Annotated in this window: 13 protein-coding genes, 18 tRNA genes and 3 rRNA genes; 31 read left to right on the plus strand and 3 right to left on the minus strand. The window is 40.2% G+C overall.

Going from position 1 to position 21,795, the window contains the following annotated elements; genetic code table 11:
* Positions 1–81: 81 nt before the first annotated feature.
* Together QUF93_RS05010 and hemL are read right to left on the minus strand one after the other, a co-directional pair.
* Positions 82–4,518 (minus strand): glutamate synthase-related protein, encoded by a 4,437-nt coding sequence (locus QUF93_RS05010; RefSeq protein ID WP_289358039.1) that lies wholly within the window; start codon positions 4,516–4,518, stop codon positions 82–84.
* A 201-nt stretch (positions 4,519–4,719) separates the two neighbouring features.
* Positions 4,720–6,018, minus strand: coding sequence for a glutamate-1-semialdehyde-2,1-aminomutase (gene hemL / locus QUF93_RS05015; protein ID WP_289358040.1), 1,299 nt, complete (start codon positions 6,016–6,018; stop codon positions 4,720–4,722).
* Between the two features lie 127 nt (positions 6,019–6,145).
* On the opposite strand from hemL, the gene QUF93_RS05020 reads away from it, so the two are divergent.
* The 6 genes from QUF93_RS05020 (at position 6,146) to perR (ending at position 10,502) form a co-directional block, all read left to right on the plus strand.
* Positions 6,146–7,159: an ABC transporter ATP-binding protein gene (locus QUF93_RS05020; RefSeq protein ID WP_002115964.1), complete on the plus strand. Its 1,014-nt coding sequence runs from the start codon at positions 6,146–6,148 to the stop codon at positions 7,157–7,159.
* Positions 7,152–7,943, plus strand: a complete 792-nt coding sequence (locus QUF93_RS05025) for an ABC transporter permease (protein WP_000521522.1) — start codon at positions 7,152–7,154, stop codon at positions 7,941–7,943. The genes QUF93_RS05020 and QUF93_RS05025 overlap by 8 nt, the downstream gene beginning before the upstream one ends.
* A 4-nt stretch (positions 7,944–7,947) precedes the next feature.
* Positions 7,948–8,733 carry an ABC transporter permease gene (locus tag QUF93_RS05030; RefSeq protein WP_289358041.1) on the plus strand — a complete coding sequence of 262 codons (786 nt, stop codon included), beginning with the start codon at positions 7,948–7,950 and terminating at the stop codon, positions 8,731–8,733.
* Between the two features lie 72 nt (positions 8,734–8,805).
* Positions 8,806–9,210, plus strand: a complete 405-nt coding sequence (locus tag QUF93_RS05035; RefSeq protein WP_002091112.1) for a potassium channel family protein — start codon at positions 8,806–8,808, stop codon at positions 9,208–9,210.
* A 44-nt stretch (positions 9,211–9,254) separates the two neighbouring features.
* The gene (gene bcp, locus QUF93_RS05040) at positions 9,255–9,710 is read left to right on the plus strand and encodes a thioredoxin-dependent thiol peroxidase (protein ID WP_002115971.1); all 456 of its coding nucleotides are present in this window, start codon (positions 9,255–9,257) and stop codon (positions 9,708–9,710) included.
* Between the two features lie 363 nt (positions 9,711–10,073).
* On the plus strand, positions 10,074–10,502 hold the full coding sequence (gene perR / locus QUF93_RS05045) for a peroxide-responsive transcriptional repressor PerR (protein ID WP_000237831.1): 429 nt from the start codon (positions 10,074–10,076) through the stop codon (positions 10,500–10,502).
* An 86-nt stretch (positions 10,503–10,588) separates the two neighbouring features.
* Here perR and QUF93_RS05050 read toward each other — a convergent pair whose 3' ends face one another.
* Positions 10,589–10,945, minus strand: coding sequence for a YgzB family protein (locus tag QUF93_RS05050; RefSeq protein WP_002063699.1), 357 nt, complete (start codon positions 10,943–10,945; stop codon positions 10,589–10,591).
* A 397-nt stretch (positions 10,946–11,342) separates the two neighbouring features.
* Here QUF93_RS05050 and QUF93_RS05055 point away from each other — a divergent pair.
* The 25 genes from QUF93_RS05055 to QUF93_RS05175 all read left to right on the plus strand — a co-directional run bounded on the left by QUF93_RS05055 (position 11,343) and on the right by QUF93_RS05175 (position 21,739).
* Positions 11,343–12,890, plus strand: a 16S ribosomal RNA gene (locus tag QUF93_RS05055).
* A 145-nt stretch (positions 12,891–13,035) separates the two neighbouring features.
* Positions 13,036–15,948: ribosomal RNA gene (locus tag QUF93_RS05060) — 23S ribosomal RNA — on the plus strand.
* A gap of 102 nt (positions 15,949–16,050) precedes the next feature.
* Positions 16,051–16,166, plus strand: a 5S ribosomal RNA gene (gene rrf, locus QUF93_RS05065).
* Together the 16S, 23S and 5S rRNA genes with 17 tRNA genes alongside form the textbook arrangement of a ribosomal RNA operon.
* Positions 16,167–16,174: 8 nt before the next feature.
* Positions 16,175–16,249: transfer RNA gene (locus QUF93_RS05070), tRNA-Asn, on the plus strand.
* Between the two features lie 2 nt (positions 16,250–16,251).
* A tRNA-Ser gene (locus QUF93_RS05075) sits at positions 16,252–16,343 on the plus strand.
* A gap of 19 nt (positions 16,344–16,362) precedes the next feature.
* A tRNA-Glu gene (locus tag QUF93_RS05080) sits at positions 16,363–16,438 on the plus strand.
* A gap of 5 nt (positions 16,439–16,443) precedes the next feature.
* Positions 16,444–16,519: transfer RNA gene (locus QUF93_RS05085), tRNA-Val, on the plus strand.
* A gap of 24 nt (positions 16,520–16,543) precedes the next feature.
* Positions 16,544–16,620 (plus strand) — tRNA-Met (locus QUF93_RS05090).
* A 57-nt stretch (positions 16,621–16,677) separates the two neighbouring features.
* Positions 16,678–16,754, plus strand: a tRNA-Met gene (locus QUF93_RS05095).
* 57 nt (positions 16,755–16,811) lie between these two features.
* Positions 16,812–16,888: transfer RNA gene (locus QUF93_RS05100), tRNA-Met, on the plus strand.
* A gap of 3 nt (positions 16,889–16,891) precedes the next feature.
* Positions 16,892–16,967: transfer RNA gene (locus QUF93_RS05105), tRNA-Asp, on the plus strand.
* Between the two features lie 9 nt (positions 16,968–16,976).
* Positions 16,977–17,052 (plus strand) — tRNA-Phe (locus QUF93_RS05110).
* 14 nt (positions 17,053–17,066) lie between these two features.
* A tRNA-Thr gene (locus QUF93_RS05115) sits at positions 17,067–17,142 on the plus strand.
* Between the two features lie 10 nt (positions 17,143–17,152).
* Positions 17,153–17,236 (plus strand) — tRNA-Tyr (locus tag QUF93_RS05120).
* An 8-nt stretch (positions 17,237–17,244) separates the two neighbouring features.
* A tRNA-Trp gene (locus tag QUF93_RS05125) sits at positions 17,245–17,318 on the plus strand.
* A gap of 19 nt (positions 17,319–17,337) precedes the next feature.
* Positions 17,338–17,413: transfer RNA gene (locus QUF93_RS05130), tRNA-His, on the plus strand.
* 63 nt (positions 17,414–17,476) lie between these two features.
* Positions 17,477–17,551: transfer RNA gene (locus QUF93_RS05135), tRNA-Gln, on the plus strand.
* A gap of 5 nt (positions 17,552–17,556) precedes the next feature.
* A tRNA-Gly gene (locus QUF93_RS05140) sits at positions 17,557–17,631 on the plus strand.
* A gap of 14 nt (positions 17,632–17,645) precedes the next feature.
* A tRNA-Cys gene (locus QUF93_RS05145) sits at positions 17,646–17,716 on the plus strand.
* A 10-nt stretch (positions 17,717–17,726) separates the two neighbouring features.
* Positions 17,727–17,808: transfer RNA gene (locus QUF93_RS05150), tRNA-Leu, on the plus strand.
* 263 nt (positions 17,809–18,071) lie between these two features.
* Positions 18,072–18,791 (plus strand): YebC/PmpR family DNA-binding transcriptional regulator, encoded by a 720-nt coding sequence (locus QUF93_RS05155; protein WP_289358042.1) that lies wholly within the window; start codon positions 18,072–18,074, stop codon positions 18,789–18,791.
* Between the two features lie 150 nt (positions 18,792–18,941).
* Positions 18,942–19,403: an NUDIX hydrolase gene (locus QUF93_RS05160; RefSeq protein ID WP_289358043.1), complete on the plus strand. Its 462-nt coding sequence runs from the start codon at positions 18,942–18,944 to the stop codon at positions 19,401–19,403.
* A 529-nt stretch (positions 19,404–19,932) separates the two neighbouring features.
* On the plus strand, positions 19,933–20,709 hold the full coding sequence (locus QUF93_RS05165) for a transglycosylase domain-containing protein (RefSeq protein ID WP_088057464.1): 777 nt from the start codon (positions 19,933–19,935) through the stop codon (positions 20,707–20,709).
* Between the two features lie 187 nt (positions 20,710–20,896).
* Positions 20,897–21,550, plus strand: a complete 654-nt coding sequence (locus tag QUF93_RS05170; RefSeq protein ID WP_289358044.1) for a DsbA family protein — start codon at positions 20,897–20,899, stop codon at positions 21,548–21,550.
* Between the two features lie 115 nt (positions 21,551–21,665).
* Positions 21,666–21,739: transfer RNA gene (locus QUF93_RS05175), tRNA-Gly, on the plus strand.
* The last annotated feature ends 56 nt before the right edge of the window (positions 21,740–21,795 follow it).

Consider the following 21,795-nt stretch of genomic DNA (forward strand, 5'->3'; position numbering starts at 1 on the left):
AGCAGGTTTCAAATTGTTACTATAGATTACTATGAGAAGTGTACTTCGTCAATTTTTTCTTGAAAATGAAAATTAGGCATATCACTCTGTTGAGATAGACGGATCAGCCTGCTCTTTTTTCGGAATAATTTCAAAAAACTGATGCTGAATATCATCGAGTAACGGTGTTAACAAAGCGACTTCCTCGTATTGCTCATGCTCATTTAATACACGAATATAGTCTAGTAATAATTCAGTAACATCCTGCCTGCCATTTTTACTAATTGGTTGTAATGTAACATTTGCCCCTTTTGCGATTCTTCGTTTTAAGGCTTGTTCTGTTAAACCTAAGTTTGAATCATGACGTAAATAAACAACACCACCAGTCATGCCGGCACAAATCCATGGACCAGGATCTCCTAAAACAAGAGCGCGACCATTTGTCATATATTCAAAAGCAAATCCTTTTATATTAGAATATACTCCGATATTTCCTTGTTCTTTTTCGCGGAGTGGTTTTGTAATTCTGCCTCCAATTATCATATCTGCTCCAGAAAGGCGTATGCCAGCGCGAGCGTCGGCGTTACCTTGCACGTATAGTGCTCCTTTTTGCGCACCGTATCCAAAGCCTTTTCCGACAGAACCGTTATAATAGCCTCCATCTTTTCCTTTTGCTTTCGTTATATAAATGCCACCGCCAAAGGAAGTTTTGCCGATACCATCTTGTGCACCGCCATTTACGTGTATAAATAAGTTTTCGCTATTGTAAGCACCTAATCCATTTCCGGGAACAGAGCCATTTGTATACTTTAATGTAAGTGGTTCAAGCTTTGTGTCTTCATATAATTTACTACGAACGCGATAACAAGATTCTAAACCGCCCATAACGCGTTGTTCTACGCCAACTCCTACTAATTCTTTTGAGTGAGGAGAATGAGCTGTTTCAAATTGTTTTTCTTGTACAGATACTGTTGTTGTAACAGTTGAATTTTCTATCGTTTGCAGTAAATTACATAATTCTAACAAATCTTGGCCTCGAACTTGTTCTAATAAATCGGAACGCCCGACAATTTCTTGTAAATTTGTATAACCGAGCTGCCCTGTTAACCGTCTCAGTTCTATACCGAAAGTAGTGAATAGGTTTAAGATTCCCGCAACTGCACTTTCTAATTCGCGCGGGACAAAGCGGCGTAATCCATGTTCTTTCGCTTGAGCTTCAGATTCAATTTGTGTTGCAATTCCAACATGACAAGTATCTAGATGGCAACCACGGCAAGTTGTACAGCCGATTGCAATCATTGATAATGTACCAAATCCAATTCGGTTTGCTCCAAGAAGCATGATTTTTAAGGCGTCATTTACACTTCGAATACCACCATCGGCCCAAATTTCTACTTTATGTCTCATACCTGCTTCTAGTAACGCATTGTGAGCAGCTTTAACACCGATTTCTACAGGAAGACCTACATGTTGCAATGCGTGAATACGTGCAGCGCCTGTTCCGCCATCAAATCCACTAATGTTAATAAAGTCAGCGCCAGCTTTTGCGATACCGACAGCAATTGTTCCGATGTTAGGAACGACAGGAACTTTTACAGCTACTTTTGCAAGATGATTAGCCGTTTTAATTTCTGTAATCATTTGAGCCAAGTCTTCAATTGAATAAATATCATGGTTGTTAGAAGGAGAAATTAAATCCGAACCAATTGTAGCATTACGTGCTTCAGCAATTTTGGCAGTCACTTTTGAACCAGGCAAATGTCCGCCTTCACCAGGTTTTGCGCCTTGACCGATTTTTATTTCAATTAAGTTTGATGAATTTAGTAGTTCAGCGTTTACTCCAAATCGGCCAGATGCAACTTGTTGCCCGCGTGTATGTGGGTATTTACCAATCATATCTTTAATTTCGCCGCCTTCACCGTTCAAACTAATCATATTTAGCTGATCGGCAGCTTCTGCATATGCACGGAAGGCTATTTCATTTTGAGAACCGAATGACATAGAACTAATAATAAATGGTAAATCATGATTGTGAATGCCGATGGACACTTCTTCAGTCGGAATTACATGTTTTGTTTGTTTTGTTTGAATAAGGTGCCTGATTGCGATAGGGTTATTTTCTTCTAATTCACTTAACTTGTCGCGGTAATCATCATAAGAGTTTCCTTTTGCGACATCACCAATTGCTTTCCAAATCCGCGGGAATATATGAAATGATTTTCTCATTCTAACTTTTGGATTGTTATAATCAATCACACGAATTTTTGCATCTTCAGCAAGTGATTCAAGTGAAAAAGCTAAATCATTTGAACCGAAGAAGTTTGTAATTTGTAATATATTTGCGATTTTCTCATGTAATCCAATAGAGGAGAAGAGGCGACCATACCCGCGTAATTCATGAATTCCAATCGTTGAAATTACTTTCTCTAGTCCTTTATTAAGTGCGGTATACAAATTAGTAATTGGTGCTTTTGTTCCATCATTTACAGTTGCGAACAATAAATATGGATTAATACCGTCTGCCCCTAATCCGTATAGCGTGACGATATCGTGTAAGGAGCGAAGGGCACCGGAACGTATAACGAGAGAGCATTTCCGGCGTAATTTATTTTCAGTTAATGCTTGATGTACTTTAGCAGTAACTAAATGTGGATCAATCCATAATAGTTCATTTTGATGAGAGTTAGCGTCATCTAATAATAATAGGGAAGCCCCATTTTTAACGGCTGCTATCGCTTCGGAACTAATTCGATTTAATGCGCTTTGTAAAGTTTCTGATGGACTAAATGTAACAGAAATTGTAGAGACAGAGCTATGAGTAATGAATAGCTGTATAAGTTGTTCGTACGTAATCGTGTGTAAGTCTGCCGCGATAGATTGAGCTAAATTTCCTTCTAAAATAATGGGTGAAAGCATCTCGATTACAAATGGTTGTTTAGAGTTATCTAATAAACTCGGACGCTCTCCGAGTACAGTACGCGTGGAGAAGTGTTCGACTTCTCGATCACGATCGATTGCTGGATTGGTAACAACGGCTACACTTTCCTTAATGAAATCAGCAATATTTCGTCTATCTGTATCAAGTGCGGCAAGTGGTGAGTCATGCCCAAGTGATCGAATTGGTTCGACGCCTTTTGTCGCCATCTGTTCAAGGAGTTGAATATGTTCTCGATCCCAGCCGAAAGCGACGTATTGCTTCGTTTCAACTTGAACAGAATCACATAATCCCTGGATTTCTTTCGTTTCAGGGATAGATAAGTTTAAATGATAATCGGTAACATCAACTCGCTTTTTAAATCGGTTATATACTTCACTTTGGTATTTGTCATATTCGTAAAGAACAAGCTCATCTTGTTTATTCCATTTAAGGCCGACTTTTTCTCCAGGAGCGAGTGGTTTTGGTTCTGCTACATATTCAGTTGGTGATACAACGCCGGGTTCAGAAGAGAAAATATAAGAGCTTTCTGTCTCTACTTTCCAAACTGGGCGTAATCCAAGGGAATCGACACTGAAAACAGCTTCATCTTTATAACGTGAAATGATGCCAGCTGGACCTTGTGCGAAATGCCCCCAAGCCTCACGTATATAAGTGTATAAGTTTTGTAAGTTTGTTTCGTAAAGTTTTATTTCATTAATAATTGGTGGAAATAATATATCCATTGCTTCAAATAAACTGTAGTTATACTGAACGAGAAGGGTTTCTAAGGTGCGGTTTAAATCTTGGGAATCACTGCCTCCGGCAGTAAGTGGTACATTAATCATTTCAGCTTGATCGCGTAATTTTGCAATCGTGTTAATTTCACCATTATGTCCGAGAATACTAAATGGTTGTACACGAAAAAAATTAGATAACGTATTAGTAGAATAGCGATTATGTCCTAGTGTCATAGTTGAAGCGATAAGTGGGTGTTGTAAATCATTGTAATAAGCAACGAGTGTATCACCAGCGCCGAGAACTTTATATACAACATGTTCATGACTTAATGAGGCAACATGAATTGCTTCATTTTCTTCGATTTTTATTGTTACAGAAAATAATGTTTGTTCAATATTTTTAACTTCACTTTCGGCGATAAGGGCAATTTGCCAAAATAAAGGTTCTTCTTGTTTACCAAGAGGACCGAGTGCATCTGAGTTTATTACATCATCATTTTCGAGAACAATTGTAAAGTTTTCATTGTTTAGTTGCGTACGAATGTAATCTTTTAACTCAGTAATGTTTTCTTTTTTGTTTAGAAAAAAATGTCCAACGATAAAGTGGGGATGATCCACAATCGTTGGATTATATCCGCTACTTTTCAGTTTTTCATTCCAAAGTGCTTTTGGCATGTCGATATGAATTCCGATACCATCTCCTTCGCCATTGATGAAACCAGCTCTATGATTCATTTTGACTAGTGATTGTATACAAAGATCGATGTTTTCTTTTGTAGGAATTCTTCGTTTTTCCATAACGGAAACGATTCCACACGCATCATGTTCTGCATTTTTATAATTCCGAAATAAAGACGGTGTCCATTTATTTTTTTTATTGAGCATCCGTCAATCCCCCCTCTGGAAAATGAATTTTGAATAATCTTACTATTTAAGGCGTGAACTGCCTTGTATACAGGGATAGTAAGGATATAAAAGAATATAAAACAGATAATTATGAATAATTATACTATTAATAAGGGATTTATGAAATAGAAAAAAGGAAAAAAGAAAGGTTGCTTTCTTTTTTCCTTTTAATTACAGGGGTTATTTATTGTCTGCTAGAGCAGCAAATGCTCTGCCGACAGCTTCAATTGTATATTCAATATCTTCTTTTGTATGTTCTGTCGTTAAGAACCATGCTTCATATTTAGAAGGTGCTAAATTAATACCTTCTTGAAGCATCAGCTTGAAGAATCTCCCGAACATTTCACCATCTGTATTTTTGGCTGCATCGTAATCTTCAATTGTATTTGTCGTGAAGTATACAGTTAATGCACCTTTTAGACGGTTTACTGTAATGTCGATGTTATGTTTTGTAGCTTGTTCTAAAATTCCTTTTTCAAGCATTGCGCCAAGTGCATCTAATTTCTCGTATACGCCTTCTTGTTGAAGCACTTCTAGGCAAGCGATACCTGATGCCATAGAAGCAGGGTTCCCGGCCATTGTACCAGCTTGGTATGCAGGGCCGAGCGGAGCAACTTGTTCCATAATTTCTTTCTTACCACCGTAAGCGCCAATTGGAAGTCCGCCGCCGATAACTTTACCAAGTGCTGTTAAGTCTGGTGTTACGCCAAGTAAGTCTTGAGCACCACCGTACATAAAGCGGAAAGCAGTAATAACTTCATCATAAATTACTAATGCACCAGCTTCGTGAACAAGTTCATTTACTTTTTCGAGGAAGCCAGGTTTTGGCTCTACAATACCGAAGTTTCCAACGATCGGTTCTACAAGGATAGCTGCTACTTCATGTCCCCATTTATCTAAAGCTTCTTTTAACGTTTCTACATTATTAAATGGAACAGTAATAACTTCTTGGGCGATACTTTGTGGCACGCCAGCTGAATCAGGAGTTCCAAGAGTAGAAGGACCTGAGCCCGCTGCTACAAGTACTAAATCAGAATGGCCGTGGTAACAACCAGCAAATTTCATGATTTTTGTGCGGCCTGTGTAAGCACGAGCAACACGAATAGTTGTCATAACGGATTCTGTGCCAGAGTTTACAAATCGTACTTTATCTAAAGCAGGCATCGCTTCTTTTAACATTTTTGCGAATTTTACTTCTAGTGCTGTAGGAGTACCGTATAGTACGCCGTTTTCAGCCGCTGTTTTAATTGCTTCTGTTACGTGTGGGTGAGCATGTCCAGTAATAATAGGGCCATATGCTGCTAAATAGTCGATATATTTATTTCCATCTACATCCCAGAAATAAGCACCTTTCCCGCGTTCCATTGCAACGGGAGAACCGCCTCCAACTGCTTTGAAAGAACGAGAAGGACTATTAACACCACCAACGATATGTTCTAAAGCTTCTTTATGTAATGCTTCTGATTTCGTGAAATTCACTACAATTCATCTCCTTACAAAAATCTATGTATTATTCTAACATGTTTTTTGAAAAGACGTATTGTTTGTGATAGAAGGAGCAGTTGGGTAAACTATTCGTTGTGACATTTAGGAAGGGGGTCCGATTATGAAATCGGTAATTGAGGTACAAGGGTTACGTAAAGAGTTTACAGCCTATTCAAGTCGTCCGGGATTAAAGGGTGCATTTCGCGATTTATTAAATCGTAATTATAAAATAGTACCAGCAGTAAATGATGTGTCGTTTACTGTGAAGCAAGGTGAAATGGTCGGTTATATTGGTGAGAATGGTGCTGGTAAATCAACGACGATTAAAATGCTTACAGGGATTTTGACTCCGACTTCAGGGCAAATCACGGTGAACGGAATGAATCCACATAAACAAAGAGAAGAATTTGTGAGAACAATTGGTGTTGTTTTTGGTCAGCGCTCTCAGCTTTGGTGGGATATTGCGGTACAAGAATCGTTTCGTTTATTGAAGAAAGTGTACGGTGTTTCAGACGCTCAGTATAAGGAACATATGGAGCACGTAATCGAAACGTTAGATATTGGTCCTTTATTAGATAAGCCGGTCCGAAAGTTATCTCTTGGCCAAAGAATGCGCTGTGAATTAGCGGCAGCATTAATTCATAATCCACCGTTATTATTTTTAGATGAGCCAACAATTGGACTCGATGTTCTTGTGAAATTGAAAATACGAGAATTCTTAAAAGAGATGAATGAACGTTATAAAACAACAATTTTATTAACGACACATGATATTACTGATATTGAAGCTTTATGTGAACGTGTCATCATGCTTGATGAAGGAAATATTATGTATGACGGATCTTTAGATAATCTTCGTACGCAGTGGGGAGTAGAGAAGGAAATACATTTTCAATTTGTTGCTCCAGTTTCATACCAGGAGTTATCAATGGTTATGCCAGATAGTCATGTCGTTTGGTCAAAAGCGAAAGAAGAAAACGCATGGGTTGCAAAAATACCGAATGAAGAAGTTATCATTTCTATGCTGATTTCTAAAGTAGTACAAGCCTTTCAAATTAAAGATTTGAAAATTAACGAAGTGTCTACAGAGGAAATTATTCGTAACATTTATGAAGAAGGTATTATGCATGGGTAAGTATATTGAAATGATTCGGATTCGCTTTTTAATGATGCTTGCTTATCGTACAAATTATTACAGCGGGATTTTAATTTATACGATTAACATTGGTGCGTATTATTTTTTATGGCAAGCAATTTATAGTGGGAAAGAGAATATTGAAAGTTTATCTATTTCACAAATGACTACGTATATTGCGATCGCGTGGATGGCACGCGCTTTTTATTTTAATAATATAGATAGAGAAATTGCGATGGAAATTCAAGAAGGACGTGTGGCGGTAGAGCTAATTCGTCCGTACAACTATTTAGGTATGAAAGTTATGCAAGGTCTTGGAGAAGGGATATTTCGTTTTGCTTTCTTTTCAATTCCGGGTATGGTTATTGTTACGTTATTATTTTCATTACAAATTACAACGAATTTTCAAACGTGGCTATATTTCTTCTTATCTTTAATATTTAGTTTTATCATTAATACACAAATAAATTTAATGACAGGAATGCTTACATTCTTCTTATTTAATAATAGTGGAATTATGTATGCGAAACGTGTTGTTATCGATTTATTTTCTGGTTTATTATTACCGATTAGTTTTTATCCGTTATGGGCCCAAAAAGCAATGGTGTTTTTACCGTTTCAAGCAATTAGTTATATTCCGAGTATGATTTTCTCTGAAGGTATACAAGGAAGTAAGTTATATGAAGCTTTATTATTTCAAGTGATTTGGGCAATTATACTTATTATTCCAATTGTACTGATGTGGAAAACGGCGAGAAAACGTCTAATCGTACAAGGGGGATGACGAGATGATATATATAAAATTATTTTTGCAATATGCAAGTCAATATATAAAAACAAAATTGGAGTATCGTGGCGATTTTATCGTCGGATTACTTTCAGATTTATCACTACAAGCTGTTAATTTAATCTTCATTCTCGTTGTGTTTGGGCATACCCAAGCACTAAAAGGGTGGAGCCGAGAAGAAGTAATCTTTATTTATGGTTTCTTTTTAGTACCGTTTGCCATTTTTTCAGCTTTCTTTAATATATGGGACTTTAATGATCGTTACATTATTAAAGGAGAAATGGACCGTATATTAACGAGACCGATTCATAGTTTATTTCAAATTATATTAGAAAGAATGGAACTTGAATCTTTAATTGGAGCTATTACGGGGATTATTGTGATGGGTTATGCAGCAATGGAGCTGCAATTATCTTTTTACTGGTATGATTTCTTCTTATTCCTATTTATGATAGGGGGAGGGGCACTTGTGTACGGCGGAATATTTGTTACGCTTGCAAGTCTTGGCTTTTGGTCGGATGCGAAAAGTTCCATTATGCCGCTTATGTATAACATAGGGAATTATGGACGCTACCCTGTTGATATTTATAACCGTGTTATTCGCTTTGTTTTAACGTTTGTTTTACCGTTTGCATTTGTTGGGGTATATCCAGCAGCATACTTTTTAAGAAAAACAGAGTGGAATAGCTATGCTTTCGCAACGCCAATTGTTGGTGTTATCTGTTTTACTATTGCAATTACCCTATGGAATCAAGGGGTTAAACGATATCGTGGTGCAGGAAATTAATTATAGAAGCTTGTTCGTTTCTAAGGGATAAATCAGCTATAGTCCTCATACATATAAAATGAGGTGGAGGACATGTTATGGGGATTTATTCTATTAATTGCAGCAATTGCTATTTTGAGAAGTGTCCAATTATTATGGAGTTCATATTCAAATTCCAATCGTTTCTTTTCGCTGTACAATTTAGCTACGTTGTTTTTAATTTATACAACGGTACTGATTGCGTTTGGATTAAGTTATGTTGTGCTAGAGGAAATGGGTTTTGCAGTTTTGAAAGAAGATGGGGATAGGCTAAGTGCTCATTCCTTTCAACTTGTTGAAATATGTTTATATTTTAGCGCGGTTACTTTATTGTCCGTTGGATATGGTGATATAGCTCCGATTGGAATCGGAAGATGGATTGCAATTGGAGAAGCGCTAATTGGATATACATTACCGTTTGCCTTTGTGGTAAGGACTGTAATGGACAATGAAAAATAAGGTAGCATTTGTTATAGTAATAGAAAAGAAAAGGAGTGATAACAATGATCACAGTAGGAGAAATAGCACCGGAATTCACATTAGAGGGAAGTACCGGAGAACAAATTCGCTTAGCTGACTTCCGAGGTAAAAATGTAGTTCTATATTTTTACCCGAAAGATATGACTCCAGGGTGTACAACTGAAGCATGTGATTTTCGTGATGCATATGGATTATTCCAAGAGAAGGACACAATCATCCTTGGTGTAAGTCCTGATTCGGTGAACAGACATATGAAATTCATTGAGAAGCATGAGCTTCCATTTGTACTTTTAGTAGATGAAGATCATAAAGTAGCAGAATTGTACGATGTTTGGAAATTAAAAAAGAACTTTGGAAAAGAGTACATGGGAATCGAGCGTTCTACATTCCTTATCAATAAAGATGGTGAACTTGTAAAAGAATGGCGTAAAGTGAAAGTGAAAGGACATATTGAGGACGTTCTTTCTTATATAAAGTGAAACTTTAATCAGGGGGTGTCTATCCCCACTGATTATTAGCCCGCAAATAGCAGGATAAAATAAATCTATATTAATGAGGATAAAAATACATATGTAAGGCATGCGTCTATACATATTTTCTTGTGATACATAAAGTGAAAGTGTAGGGCATACCTCCTCAGATGATAGTATTCCAAGTGCGATTATGTCGCACTTTTTTCTATGTAAATGTATAGGAAATGGGGGAAGATACATAAGAATAAGGCTATATACAAAAATAAACCACATACTTATAGTAGAAATATTGACGATTTATAAGAAAAAGAGTACACTCTTTATAAGAATTATAAAATAATAATCCGTATAGAATCGGGGTGCATGACGGTGGTCAAAGAAGAATTAAAAGAAGCGCTAGAAATGCTGAAAAATACGGGTGTACGCATTACTCCACAGCGTCATGCTATTTTAGAGTACCTTGTGGAATCTATGACGCACCCAACAGCGGATGACATTTATAAAGCATTAGAAGGTAAGTTTCCAAATATGAGTGTTGCAACTGTCTATAATAACCTACGTGTGTTTAAAGAAGTTGGGCTTGTAAAGGAATTAACTTATGGAGACGCTTCAAGTAGGTTTGATTATGTTACAAGTCAACATTATCATGTGATTTGCGAAAAATGTGGTAAGATTGTTGATTTTCCTTATGGAGGTTTGGAACAGCTTGAAGAGGAAGCTGCGAAAACGACAGGCTTCGTTATTAATAGTCATCGCTTAGAAATTTATGGCGTTTGTCCAGAGTGTCATAAGGCGTAATATATAATAAAGAAAGAGGGGGACGTAATCGTCCCCCTCTTTCTTTATTATATGGAGATTAAAAAATAATAAAGTGAAAGTACCTGCTATCCTTTATAGCTTTTTTTATTGTACTTCTCATTAAATTCTTTTCCTTCTAAACTCGGATCGAGTGTTAAAGGTTGGTTGCAATGCATACATGCGTCGACACGACCGAGCATTTTTGTTGGCTTATCGCAGCTTGGACAAATAATTTGTACAGTCTTCGTAGATAACATACCAATCCAAAAGTAAACGACAGTACTAGCGATAACAGCTAAAAAGCCAACCATCATAAATGTCGTCATAATAATAATGTTGTCACGGAAAAAGACTCCTAAGTATGCAATGAAGAGACCGATAAATACTAAACTTAATGCAAAGGTCCGGATTTTATTGATTTTGTTTGAATACTTAATGCTCATTCTCACCAACTCCTATAATAATAATATAACATAAAATTTAGAATTTTCACTCGTTCACAAACGTGATAAAGCGATAAGATATGAAATGTGGAGTGTGATGAAGAATGAAAGGATACTATAATGATTTTTGGAACATGTTTTAAACTTTTAACGGGATGTGAAATTTTTTTATAAAAAGTATTGACCCTACATATACTGCATGATATATTAATAACCGTCGCTGATGCGGAAACGCAGAAAACGACAAAAAAGAAATTGAAAAACTTAGTTGACATCGAAAAACGAAGATGTTAACATAAGGGAGTCGCAAATGAGCGGCAAAGAAGTTCTTTGAAAACTGAACGAAACAAACAACGTGAACGTCAATTTTTATTTTTAGATGCTAGACAAACTAACTTTATTGGAGAGTTTGATCCTGGCTCAGGATGAACGCTGGCGGCGTGCCTAATACATGCAAGTCGAGCGAATGGATTAAGAGCTTGCTCTTATGAAGTTAGCGGCGGACGGGTGAGTAACACGTGGGTAACCTGCCCATAAGACTGGGATAACTCCGGGAAACCGGGGCTAATACCGGATAACATTTTGAACTGCATGGTTCGAAATTGAAAGGCGGCTTCGGCTGTCACTTATGGATGGACCCGCGTCGCATTAGCTAGTTGGTGAGGTAACGGCTCACCAAGGCAACGATGCGTAGCCGACCTGAGAGGGTGATCGGCCACACTGGGACTGAGACACGGCCCAGACTCCTACGGGAGGCAGCAGTAGGAATCTTCCGCAATGGACGAAAGTCTGACGGAGCAACGCCGCGTGAGTGATGAAGGCTTTCGGGTCGTAAAACTCTGTTGTTAGGGAAGAACAAGTGCTAGTTGAATAAGCTGGCACCTTGACGGTACCTAACCAGAAAGCCACGGCTAACTACGTGCCAGCAGCCGCGGTAATACGTAGGTGGCAAGCGTTATCCGGAATTATTGGGCGTAAAGCGCGCGCAGGTGGTTTCTTAAGTCTGATGTGAAAGCCACGGCTCAACCGTGGAGGGTCATTGGAAACTGGGAGACTTGAGTGCAGAAGAGGAAAGTGGAATTCCATGTGTAGCGGTGAAATGCGTAGAGATATGGAGGAACACCAGTGGCGAAGGCGACTTTCTGGTCTGTAACTGACACTGAGGCGCGAAAGCGTGGGAGCAAACAGGATTAGATACCCTGGTAGTCCACGCCGTAAACGATGAGTGCTAAGTGTTAGAGGGTTTCCGCCCTTTAGTGCTGAAGTTAACGCATTAAGCACTCCGCCTGGGGAGTACGGCCGCAAGGCTGAAACTCAAAGGAATTGACGGGGCCCGCACAAGCGGTGGAGCATGTGGTTTAATTCGAAGCAACGCGAAGAACCTTACCAGGTCTTGACATCCTCTGAAAACTCTAGAGATAGAGCTTCTCCTTCGGGAGCAGAGTGACAGGTGGTGCATGGTTGTCGTCAGCTCGTGTCGTGAGATGTTGGGTTAAGTCCCGCAACGAGCGCAACCCTTGATCTTAGTTGCCATCATTAAGTTGGGCACTCTAAGGTGACTGCCGGTGACAAACCGGAGGAAGGTGGGGATGACGTCAAATCATCATGCCCCTTATGACCTGGGCTACACACGTGCTACAATGGACGGTACAAAGAGCTGCAAGACCGCGAGGTGGAGCTAATCTCATAAAACCGTTCTCAGTTCGGATTGTAGGCTGCAACTCGCCTACATGAAGCTGGAATCGCTAGTAATCGCGGATCGGCATGCCGCGGTGAATACGTTCCCGGGCCTTGTACACACCGCCCGTCACACCACGAGAGTTTGTAACACCCGAAGTCGGTGGGGTAACCTTTATGGAGCCAGCCGCCTAAGGTGGGACAGATGATTGGGGTGAAGTCGTAACAAGGTAGCCGTATCGGAAGGTGCGGCTGGATCACCTCCTTTCTATGGAGAATTGATGAACGCAGTTCATCAATAAACGTTGACTTGTTTCGTTTCGTTCAGTTTTGAGAGAACTATCTCTCAAGTTTAAATGTATGTTCTTTGAAAACTAGATAACAGTGTAGCTCATATTTTTTAATTTTAGTTTGGTTAAGTTAGAAAGGGCGCACGGTGGATGCCTTGACACTAGGAGTCGATGAAGGACGGGACTAACGCCGATATGCTTCGGGGAGCTGTAAGTAAGCTTGATCCGAAGATTTCCGAATGGGGAAACCCACTATACGTAATGGTATGGTATCCTTACCTGAATACATAGGGTATGGAAGACAGACCCAGGGAACTGAAACATCTAAGTACCTGGAGGAAGAGAAAGCAAATGCGATTTCCTGAGTAGCGGCGAGCGAAACGGAATCTAGCCCAAACCAAGAGGCTTGCCTCTTGGGGTTGTAGGACATTCTATACGGAGTTACAAAGGAACGAGGTAGACGAAGCGACCTGGAAAGGTCCGTCACAGAGGGTAACAACCCCGTAGTCGAAACTTCGTTCTCTCTTGAATGTATCCTGAGTACGGCGGAACACGTGAAATTCCGTCGGAATCTGGGAGGACCATCTCCCAAGGCTAAATACTACCTAGTGATCGATAGTGAACCAGTACCGTGAGGGAAAGGTGAAAAGCACCCCGGAAGGGGAGTGAAGAGATCCTGAAACCGTGTGCCTACAAATAGTCAGAGCCCGTTAATGGGTGATGGCGTGCCTTTGTAGAATGAACCGTGCGAGTTACGATCCCGTGCGAGGTTAAGTTGAAGAGACGGAGCCGCAGCGAAAGCGAGTCTGAATAGGGCGTTTAGTACGTGGTCGTAGACCCGAAACCAGGTGATCACCCATGTCCAGGGTGAAGTTCAGGTAACACTGAATGGAGGCCCGAACCCACGCACGTTGAAAAGTGCGGGGATGAGGTGTGGGTAGCGGAGAAATTCAATCGAACCTGGAGATAGCTGGTTCTCCCAGAAATAGCTTTAGGGCTAGCCTTAAGTGTTAGAGTCTTGGAGGTAGAGCACTGATTGAACTAGGGGTCCTCATCGGATTACCGAATTCAGTCAAACTCCGAATGCCAATGACTTATCCTTAGGAGTCAGACTGCGAGTGATAAGATCCGTAGTCAAGAGGGAAACAGCCCAGCATCGCCAGCTAAGGTCCCAAAGTGTGTATTAAGTGGAAAAGGATGTGGAGTTGCTTAGACAACTAGGATGTTGGCTTAGAAGCAGCCACCATTTAAAGAGTGCGTAATAGCTCACTAGTCGAGTGACTCTGCGCCGAAAATGTACCGGGGCTAAATACACCACCGAAGCTGCGAATTGATACCAATGGTATCAGTGGTAGGGGAGCGTTCTAAGTGCAGTGAAGTCAGACCGGAAGGACTGGTGGAGCGCTTAGAAGTGAGAATGCCGGTATGAGTAGCGAAAGACGGGTGAGAATCCCGTCCACCGAATGCCTAAGGTTTCCTGAGGAAGGCTCGTCCGCTCAGGGGTTAGTCAGGACCTAAGCCGAGGCCGACAGGCGTAGGCGATGGACAACAGGTTGATATTCCTGTACCACCTCTTTATCGTTTGAGCAATGGAGGGACGCAGAAGGATAGAAGAAGCGTGCGATTGGTTGTGCACGTCAAGCAGTTAGGCTGATAAGTAGGCAAATCCGCTTATCGTGAAGGCTGAGCTGTGATGGGGAAGCTCCTTATGGAGCGAAGTCTTTGATTCCCCGCTGCCAAGAAAAGCTTCTAGCGAGATAAAAGGTGCCTGTACCGCAAACCGACACAGGTAGGCGAGGAGAGAACCTAAGGTGTGCGAGAGAACTCTGGTTAAGGAACTCGGCAAAATGACCCCGTAACTTCGGGAGAAGGGGTGCTTCTTAACGGAAAGCCGCAGTGAATAGGCCCAAGCGACTGTTTAGCAAAACACAGGTCTCTGCGAAGCCGTAAGGCGAAGTATAGGGGCTGACACCTGCCCGGTGCTGGAAGGTTAAGGAGAGGGGTTAGCGTAAGCGAAGCTCTGAACTGAAGCCCCAGTAAACGGCGGCCGTAACTATAACGGTCCTAAGGTAGCGAAATTCCTTGTCGGGTAAGTTCCGACCCGCACGAAAGGTGTAACGATTTGGGCACTGTCTCAACCAGAGACTCGGTGAAATTATAGTACCTGTGAAGATGCAGGTTACCCGCGACAGGACGGAAAGACCCCGTGGAGCTTTACTGCAGCCTGATATTGAATTTTGGTACAGTTTGTACAGGATAGGCGGGAGCCATTGAAACCGGAGCGCTAGCTTCGGTGGAGGCGCTGGTGGGATACCGCCCTGACTGTATTGAAATTCTAACCTACGGGTCTTATCGACCCGGGAGACAGTGTCAGGTGGGCAGTTTGACTGGGGCGGTCGCCTCCTAAAGTGTAACGGAGGCGCCCAAAGGTTCCCTCAGAATGGTTGGAAATCATTCGTAGAGTGCAAAGGCATAAGGGAGCTTGACTGCGAGACCTACAAGTCGAGCAGGGACGAAAGTCGGGCTTAGTGATCCGGTGGTTCCGCATGGAAGGGCCATCGCTCAACGGATAAAAGCTACCCCGGGGATAACAGGCTTATCTCCCCAAGAGTCCACATCGACGGGGAGGTTTGGCACCTCGATGTCGGCTCATCGCATCCTGGGGCTGTAGTCGGTCCCAAGGGTTGGGCTGTTCGCCCATTAAAGCGGTACGCGAGCTGGGTTCAGAACGTCGTGAGACAGTTCGGTCCCTATCCGTCGTGGGCGTAGGAAATTTGAGAGGAGCTGTCCTTAGTACGAGAGGACCGGGATGGACGCACCGCTGGTGTACCAGTTGTTCTGCCAAGGGCATAGCTGGGTAGCTATGTGCGGAAGGGATAAGTGCTGAAAGCATCTAAGCATGAAGCCCCTCAAGATGAGATTTCCCATAGCGTAAGCTAGTAAGATCCCTGAAAGATGATCAGGTTGATAGGTTCGAGGTGGAAGCATGGTGACATGTGGAGCTGACGAATACTAATAGATCGAGGACTTAACCATATAATATGAAGCAAATGTTATCTAGTTTTGAGAGAACATAAAAAAACTTGTTGACTTTATAAGTGAATAAGGTATAATAATGTTTGTCTCAAAAGAATAATGTCTGGTAATGATGGCAGAGAGGTCACACCTGTTCCCATACCGAACACGGAAGTTAAGCTCTCTAGCGCCGATGGTAGTTGGGACCTTGTCCCTGTGAGAGTAGGACGTTGCCAGGCAATATTATTCCGCAGTAGCTCAGCGGTAGAGCTATCGGCTGTTAACCGATCGGTCGTAGGTTCGATCCCTACCTGCGGAGCCATTGGAGAGCTGTCCGAGTCGGCCGAAGGAGCACGATTGGAAATCGTGTATACGTCACAAGCGTATCAAGGGTTCGAATCCCTTGCTCTCCGCCATAAGGAATTTATAATATTTGGCCCGTTGGTCAAGTGGTTAGAGACACCGCCCTTTCACGGCGGTAACACGGGTTCGAATCCCGTACGGGTCACCACTTTTGGAGGATTAGCTCAGCTGGGAGAGCACCTGCCTTACAAGCAGGGGGTCGGCGGTTCGATCCCGTCATCCTCCACCATATAAATTATATGAATAATATTGTCGCGGGGTGGAGCAGTACGGTAGCTCGTCGGGCTCATAACCCGAAGGTCGCAGGTTCAAATCCTGTCCCCGCAACCAAAAATTTTCATAATTTGGTTGCTAACACTTATCATATAATTATATAAATAATATTATCGCGGGGTGGAGCAGTACGGTAGCTCGTCGGGCTCATAACCCGAAGGTCGCAGGTTCAAATCCTGTCCCCGCAACCAAAAATTTTCATAATTTGGTTGCTAACACTTATCATATAATTATATAAATAATATTATCGCGGGGTGGAGCAGTACGGTAGCTCGTCGGGCTCATAACCCGAAGGTCGCAGGTTCAAATCCTGTCCCCGCAACCAAATGGTCCCGTGGTGTAGTGGTTAACATGCCTGCCTGTCACGCAGGAGATCGCCGGTTCGACCCCGGTCGGGACCGCCATTTTAATAAGGCTCGGTAGCTCAGTCGGTAGAGCAGAGGACTGAAAATCCTCGTGTCGGCGGTTCGATTCCGTCCCGAGCCACCATTTTAATAAAATATGCCGGCTTAGCTCAATTGGTAGAGCAACTGACTTGTAATCAGTAGGTTGGGGGTTCAAGTCCTCTAGCCGGCACCATGTAAGTTTCGGAGGGGTAGCGAAGTGGCTAAACGCGGCGGACTGTAAATCCGCTCCTTCGGGTTCGGCAGTTCGAATCTGCCCCCCTCCACCATTTTACATAGGGGCATAGTTTAAAGGTAGAACTGAGGTCTCCAAAACCTCCAGTGTGGGTTCAATTCCTACTGCCCCTGCCAAATATATAAACACAACATGGCGGTTGTGGCGAAGTGGTTAACGCACCGGATTGTGGCTCCGGCATTCGTGGGTTCGATTCCCATCAGTCGCCCCATTTTTATTTTAAAAATTACAAATAATATAATTGATACTTACATATAATTAAGTAAGAAATCGATGGGCTATAGCCAAGCGGTAAGGCAACGGACTTTGACTCCGTCATGCGCTGGTTCGAATCCAGCTAGCCCAGCCATTTTTGCGGAAGTAGTTCAGTGGTAGAATACAACCTTGCCAAGGTTGGGGTCGCGGGTTCGAATCCCGTCTTCCGCTCCATTTTAACTTCATATGGCGGCATAGCCAAGTGGTAAGGCAGAGGTCTGCAAAACCTTTACCACCGGTTCAAATCCGGTTGCCGCCTTTCTTATTATGCCGATGTGGCGGAATTGGCAGACGCGCACGACTCAAAATCGTGTTCCTTCGGGAGTGTCGGTTCGACCCCGACCATCGGTATCGGCGATGTAAAAAAACTCTAACAGAAATGTTAGAGTTTTTTTTGTTAAATTATATTATGTGATTTTAAAATTCGTAATAAACTTAGGAATTCATGTATAATATAACTTGTCGAAAGAACAAAATGATAGTAATTTATATTATGTCTGTAATATGAATTAAAAATGAACTTTTTATATTTCTTTTAAAAATGTGTTGAATACACATTATATTTCATATTAATATTTTTATGTAGATTTAAAACGGGAAAGAGAGTGGAAAGTATGGGCCGTAAATGGAACAATATTAAAGACAAAAAAGCATCAAAAGATGCAAATACAAGCCGTATATACGCGAAATTTGGACGTGAAATTTATGTGGCAGCAAAACAAGGCGAGCCAGATCCAGAATCAAACCAAACGTTAAGAGTAGTATTAGAGCGTGCGAAAACATACAACGTGCCAAGAACAATTATTGACCGTGCAGTTGAAAAGGCAAAAGGCGGTTCAGAAGAAAATTATGACGAGCTTCGTTATGAAGGTTTTGGACCAAATGGATCTATGGTAATTGTAGATACACTGACAAATAACGTAAACCGTACTGCAGCCGATGTACGAGCTGCATTTAGCAAAAATAGTGGTAACATGGGTGTAAACGGTTCTGTGGCTTACATGTTTGATGCGACAGCTGTTATCGGTCTTGAAGGCAAAACGTCAGATGAGGTTCTTGAAATCTTAATGGAAGCAGATGTAGATGCACGTGACATTCTAGAGGAAGAAGATTCTGTTATCGTTTATGCTGAACCTGATCAGTTCCATTCAGTACAATCTGCACTTAAAGATGCTGGAGTTGAGGAATTTACAGTTGCAGAATTAACAATGCTTGCACAAAGTGATGTAGAACTTCCTGAAGATGCTCAAGTACAATTTGAAAAAATGGTTGATGCATTAGAAGATTTAGAAGATGTACAGCAAGTTTACCACAACGTAGACTTAGGGGAATAATATAAGACAGAAGATCCTTTCCTTTAACGGACAGGGTCTTTTTTTTATGAAGTTAATTAAGATGATGAATTATTAAAGGTGTATTGCTGTAGAGAGGGAATATGGTTATAGGGTGTATATGAAGTAATCGTATTTCTAGGAGGTCTTAATGTGGAACATAAAACACCAAAGCATATTGTTGCCGTAGCAGGTTATTTAACAAATGAAAAGGATGAGGTGCTTTTAACGAAAGTGCACTGGCGAGCTGATACGTGGGAAATGCCTGGAGGACAGGTAGAAGAAGGGGAAGCGCTCGATCAAGCTGTTTGCAGAGAAATAATGGAAGAAACAGGATTAACTGTGAAGCCCATCGGGGTTACAGGGATTTATTATAATGCTTCTATGCATATTGTAGCTGTTGTTTTTAAAGTCGCATATGTTAGTGGAGAAATAAAAATTCAACCTGAAGAAATACAAGAAGCTAAATTTGTTGCTTTAAATGAAGAGAACATCGATGAGTATATAACGCGTCCTCATATGAAATCAAGGACGCTTGATGCGATGAAAGCAACGAATTTCATTCCATACGAAACATGGGAAGTTCAGCCATATAATCTTATAGGAAGATTGTAAAGTTTTGGTTAGTTATTTGAGGGCATCTCAAATTGCTAACCTTTTCTTTATGTATACTGTTTCAGAAAAAGGTCACAATAATAAAATGTAGGCTAATAATTAGTGGAGGAAGCAGGACTACCACCTAACTTCCTAGCTTTAGCTAAGTTTTGAGGGAGAAGTCTTACTGCCCAAAAATAGCGAGATAATCCGAAAGCTAGTATTGATTTAGGGAACACTAGTTCTGTATAATGATGATATATCGTATATAATTAGATTGCTAGATGTTTAAAAGTATAAACGTATAAACTGATATAATAAAAGAATGAAGTGAAATTAAGGAGAGTACTACTTCCTATAAATAGTGTGATAAATAAATGTATATTCAACATTTCATATGAATAGTAGATAAAAAAGGACTGTGATACAATACATTTTTACACCTTACAATGTTGTAAGGTAGGTGTAAGAGAAATCGATGGGATATTCTTTTACAACAAGGTATTCTTAAGTTAAGAGTTATATGCTGTGTGGAAAAGAGGTGTTCAAGATGAAAGAACGAGTATTATCCAGAGTGAATTATCATCAAAAAGTTGCATTAAATCCATTAACTAAATTTCTTTATAAAGCCATTATATTATTATTATTGTTAAGTTTTGCATTATTATTCGTTGGAAATGTAATGATTGAGCGAAGTGATATTAGTAAATTACATGTACCCGCTAAGTTAGAGGTGCCAGAGTCATTAACACACGCATTTATTGCGACGGAAGATAAAAGGTTTTATCATCATAACGGTTTAGACTATATAGCAATTATCAGGGCGTCTATTGAAAATATAAAAGCTGGTGGTGTTGTGCAAGGAGGAAGCACGATTACACAGCAACTATCTAAAAATGCTTTTTTATCTAATGAACGTACATTTTCTCGTAAGTGGAAAGAAATTTTTTATACGAAAAAGATTGAACGTACATTCACAAAGGATGAGATTTTTAAATTATATGTGAGTAATATTTACTACGGAGAAGGAGCATGGGGAATTGAAAAAGCAGCAAACCTTTACTTCGGTAAAAAGGTGGATCAATTAACACTTGCTGAAAGTGCAATGATGGCTGCTGTAGTAAAAGCACCAGCTTATTACTCACCTGCACAAAATTATGATAAAGCAGTTGAGAGACGGAATGTAGTTTTAAGGCTAATGGAGAAAGAAGGGTATATAAATCATGATGAATATGTGCAAGCAGTTAGTGAGAAATTAGTAATTCGTCATGATATAAAAACAGAGCAATCCATGTTAAAAAATGCCCGTGAAAAAGCAGTAAGTTAAGAGAAGTTCCTATATAGGGACTTCTTTTTTTGAATAATTTGTGACAAAACGTGACACAATATCGTCACAAATGTTGTATTTTTGTAATTTATGTGAGCGTGTTCATTGCGTGACCTATGTAAGTATTGATATTATGTGTATTGTGTACAATGCTGTATACAGAATATGAATTTAAAGAGGAATGTATATGAAATCATCGAACAAACTCATGGCTCTTGGTGTAGTTTTTTCTATCGCAGTATTGATTGTAATCGGGACAATTGTGTATAGCATCATAAATGACAAAAAAGATAAAGGGAATGAGATGTTTGCTTATTCTACGCAACAATCTTTAGGGAAAGATGATGCCCCAGTTAAGGTAGTTGAATTTGGAGACTTCAAATGCCCAGCTTGTCGTACTTGGGATGTAACGGTATTACCACGATTAAAAGAAGAGTATATTGATAAAGGTAAAGTGCAGTTATATTTTATTAACTTCCCGTTTATCGGAAAAGATTCTGATTTAGGTGCAGCTGCTGGTGAAGCAATTTATAAACAAGATAAAGATTCGTTCTGGATTTTCTATGATGAGATTTATCAAAATCAAAAGAAAGATACGGAAGAATGGATTACAGAAGAATTACTTCTTAATATTGTGAAAGAAAAACTTCCAAAAATTAATGTAGAACAATTTAAAAAAGATTTACACAGTAAAGAAATGAAAGATAAAGTACGTAAAGATTCAGATCGTGCTCAAAAATTAAAAGTTCAAGGTGCTCCTTCAGTATATATAAATGGGAATCTTGCAAACCCTGATTTCGATAGTATGAAGAAGGCGATTGATAAAGAATTGAAAAAGTGATGAGTTATCTCATCACTTTTTCGACTTTTTTCGATAAAATTCTTGCTTCGTATTTTTTTACATGCTATACTACTTTACATAAGTTATTTCAATATCTTATATTTATTTCATATTTGCGGGTGTAGTTTAGTGGTAAAACAAGAGCCTTCCAAGCTCTGGTCGAGAGTTCGATTCTCTTCACCCGCTCCAAATTTTATTTAATGTTTTTCTAATAAATTGTGATCAACGCAGTGTTTCGTTTCTAA

The sequence above is a fragment of the Bacillus hominis genome, from assembly GCF_030348325.1.
Lineage (GTDB): Bacteria > Bacillota > Bacilli > Bacillales > Bacillaceae_G > Bacillus_A > Bacillus_A hominis.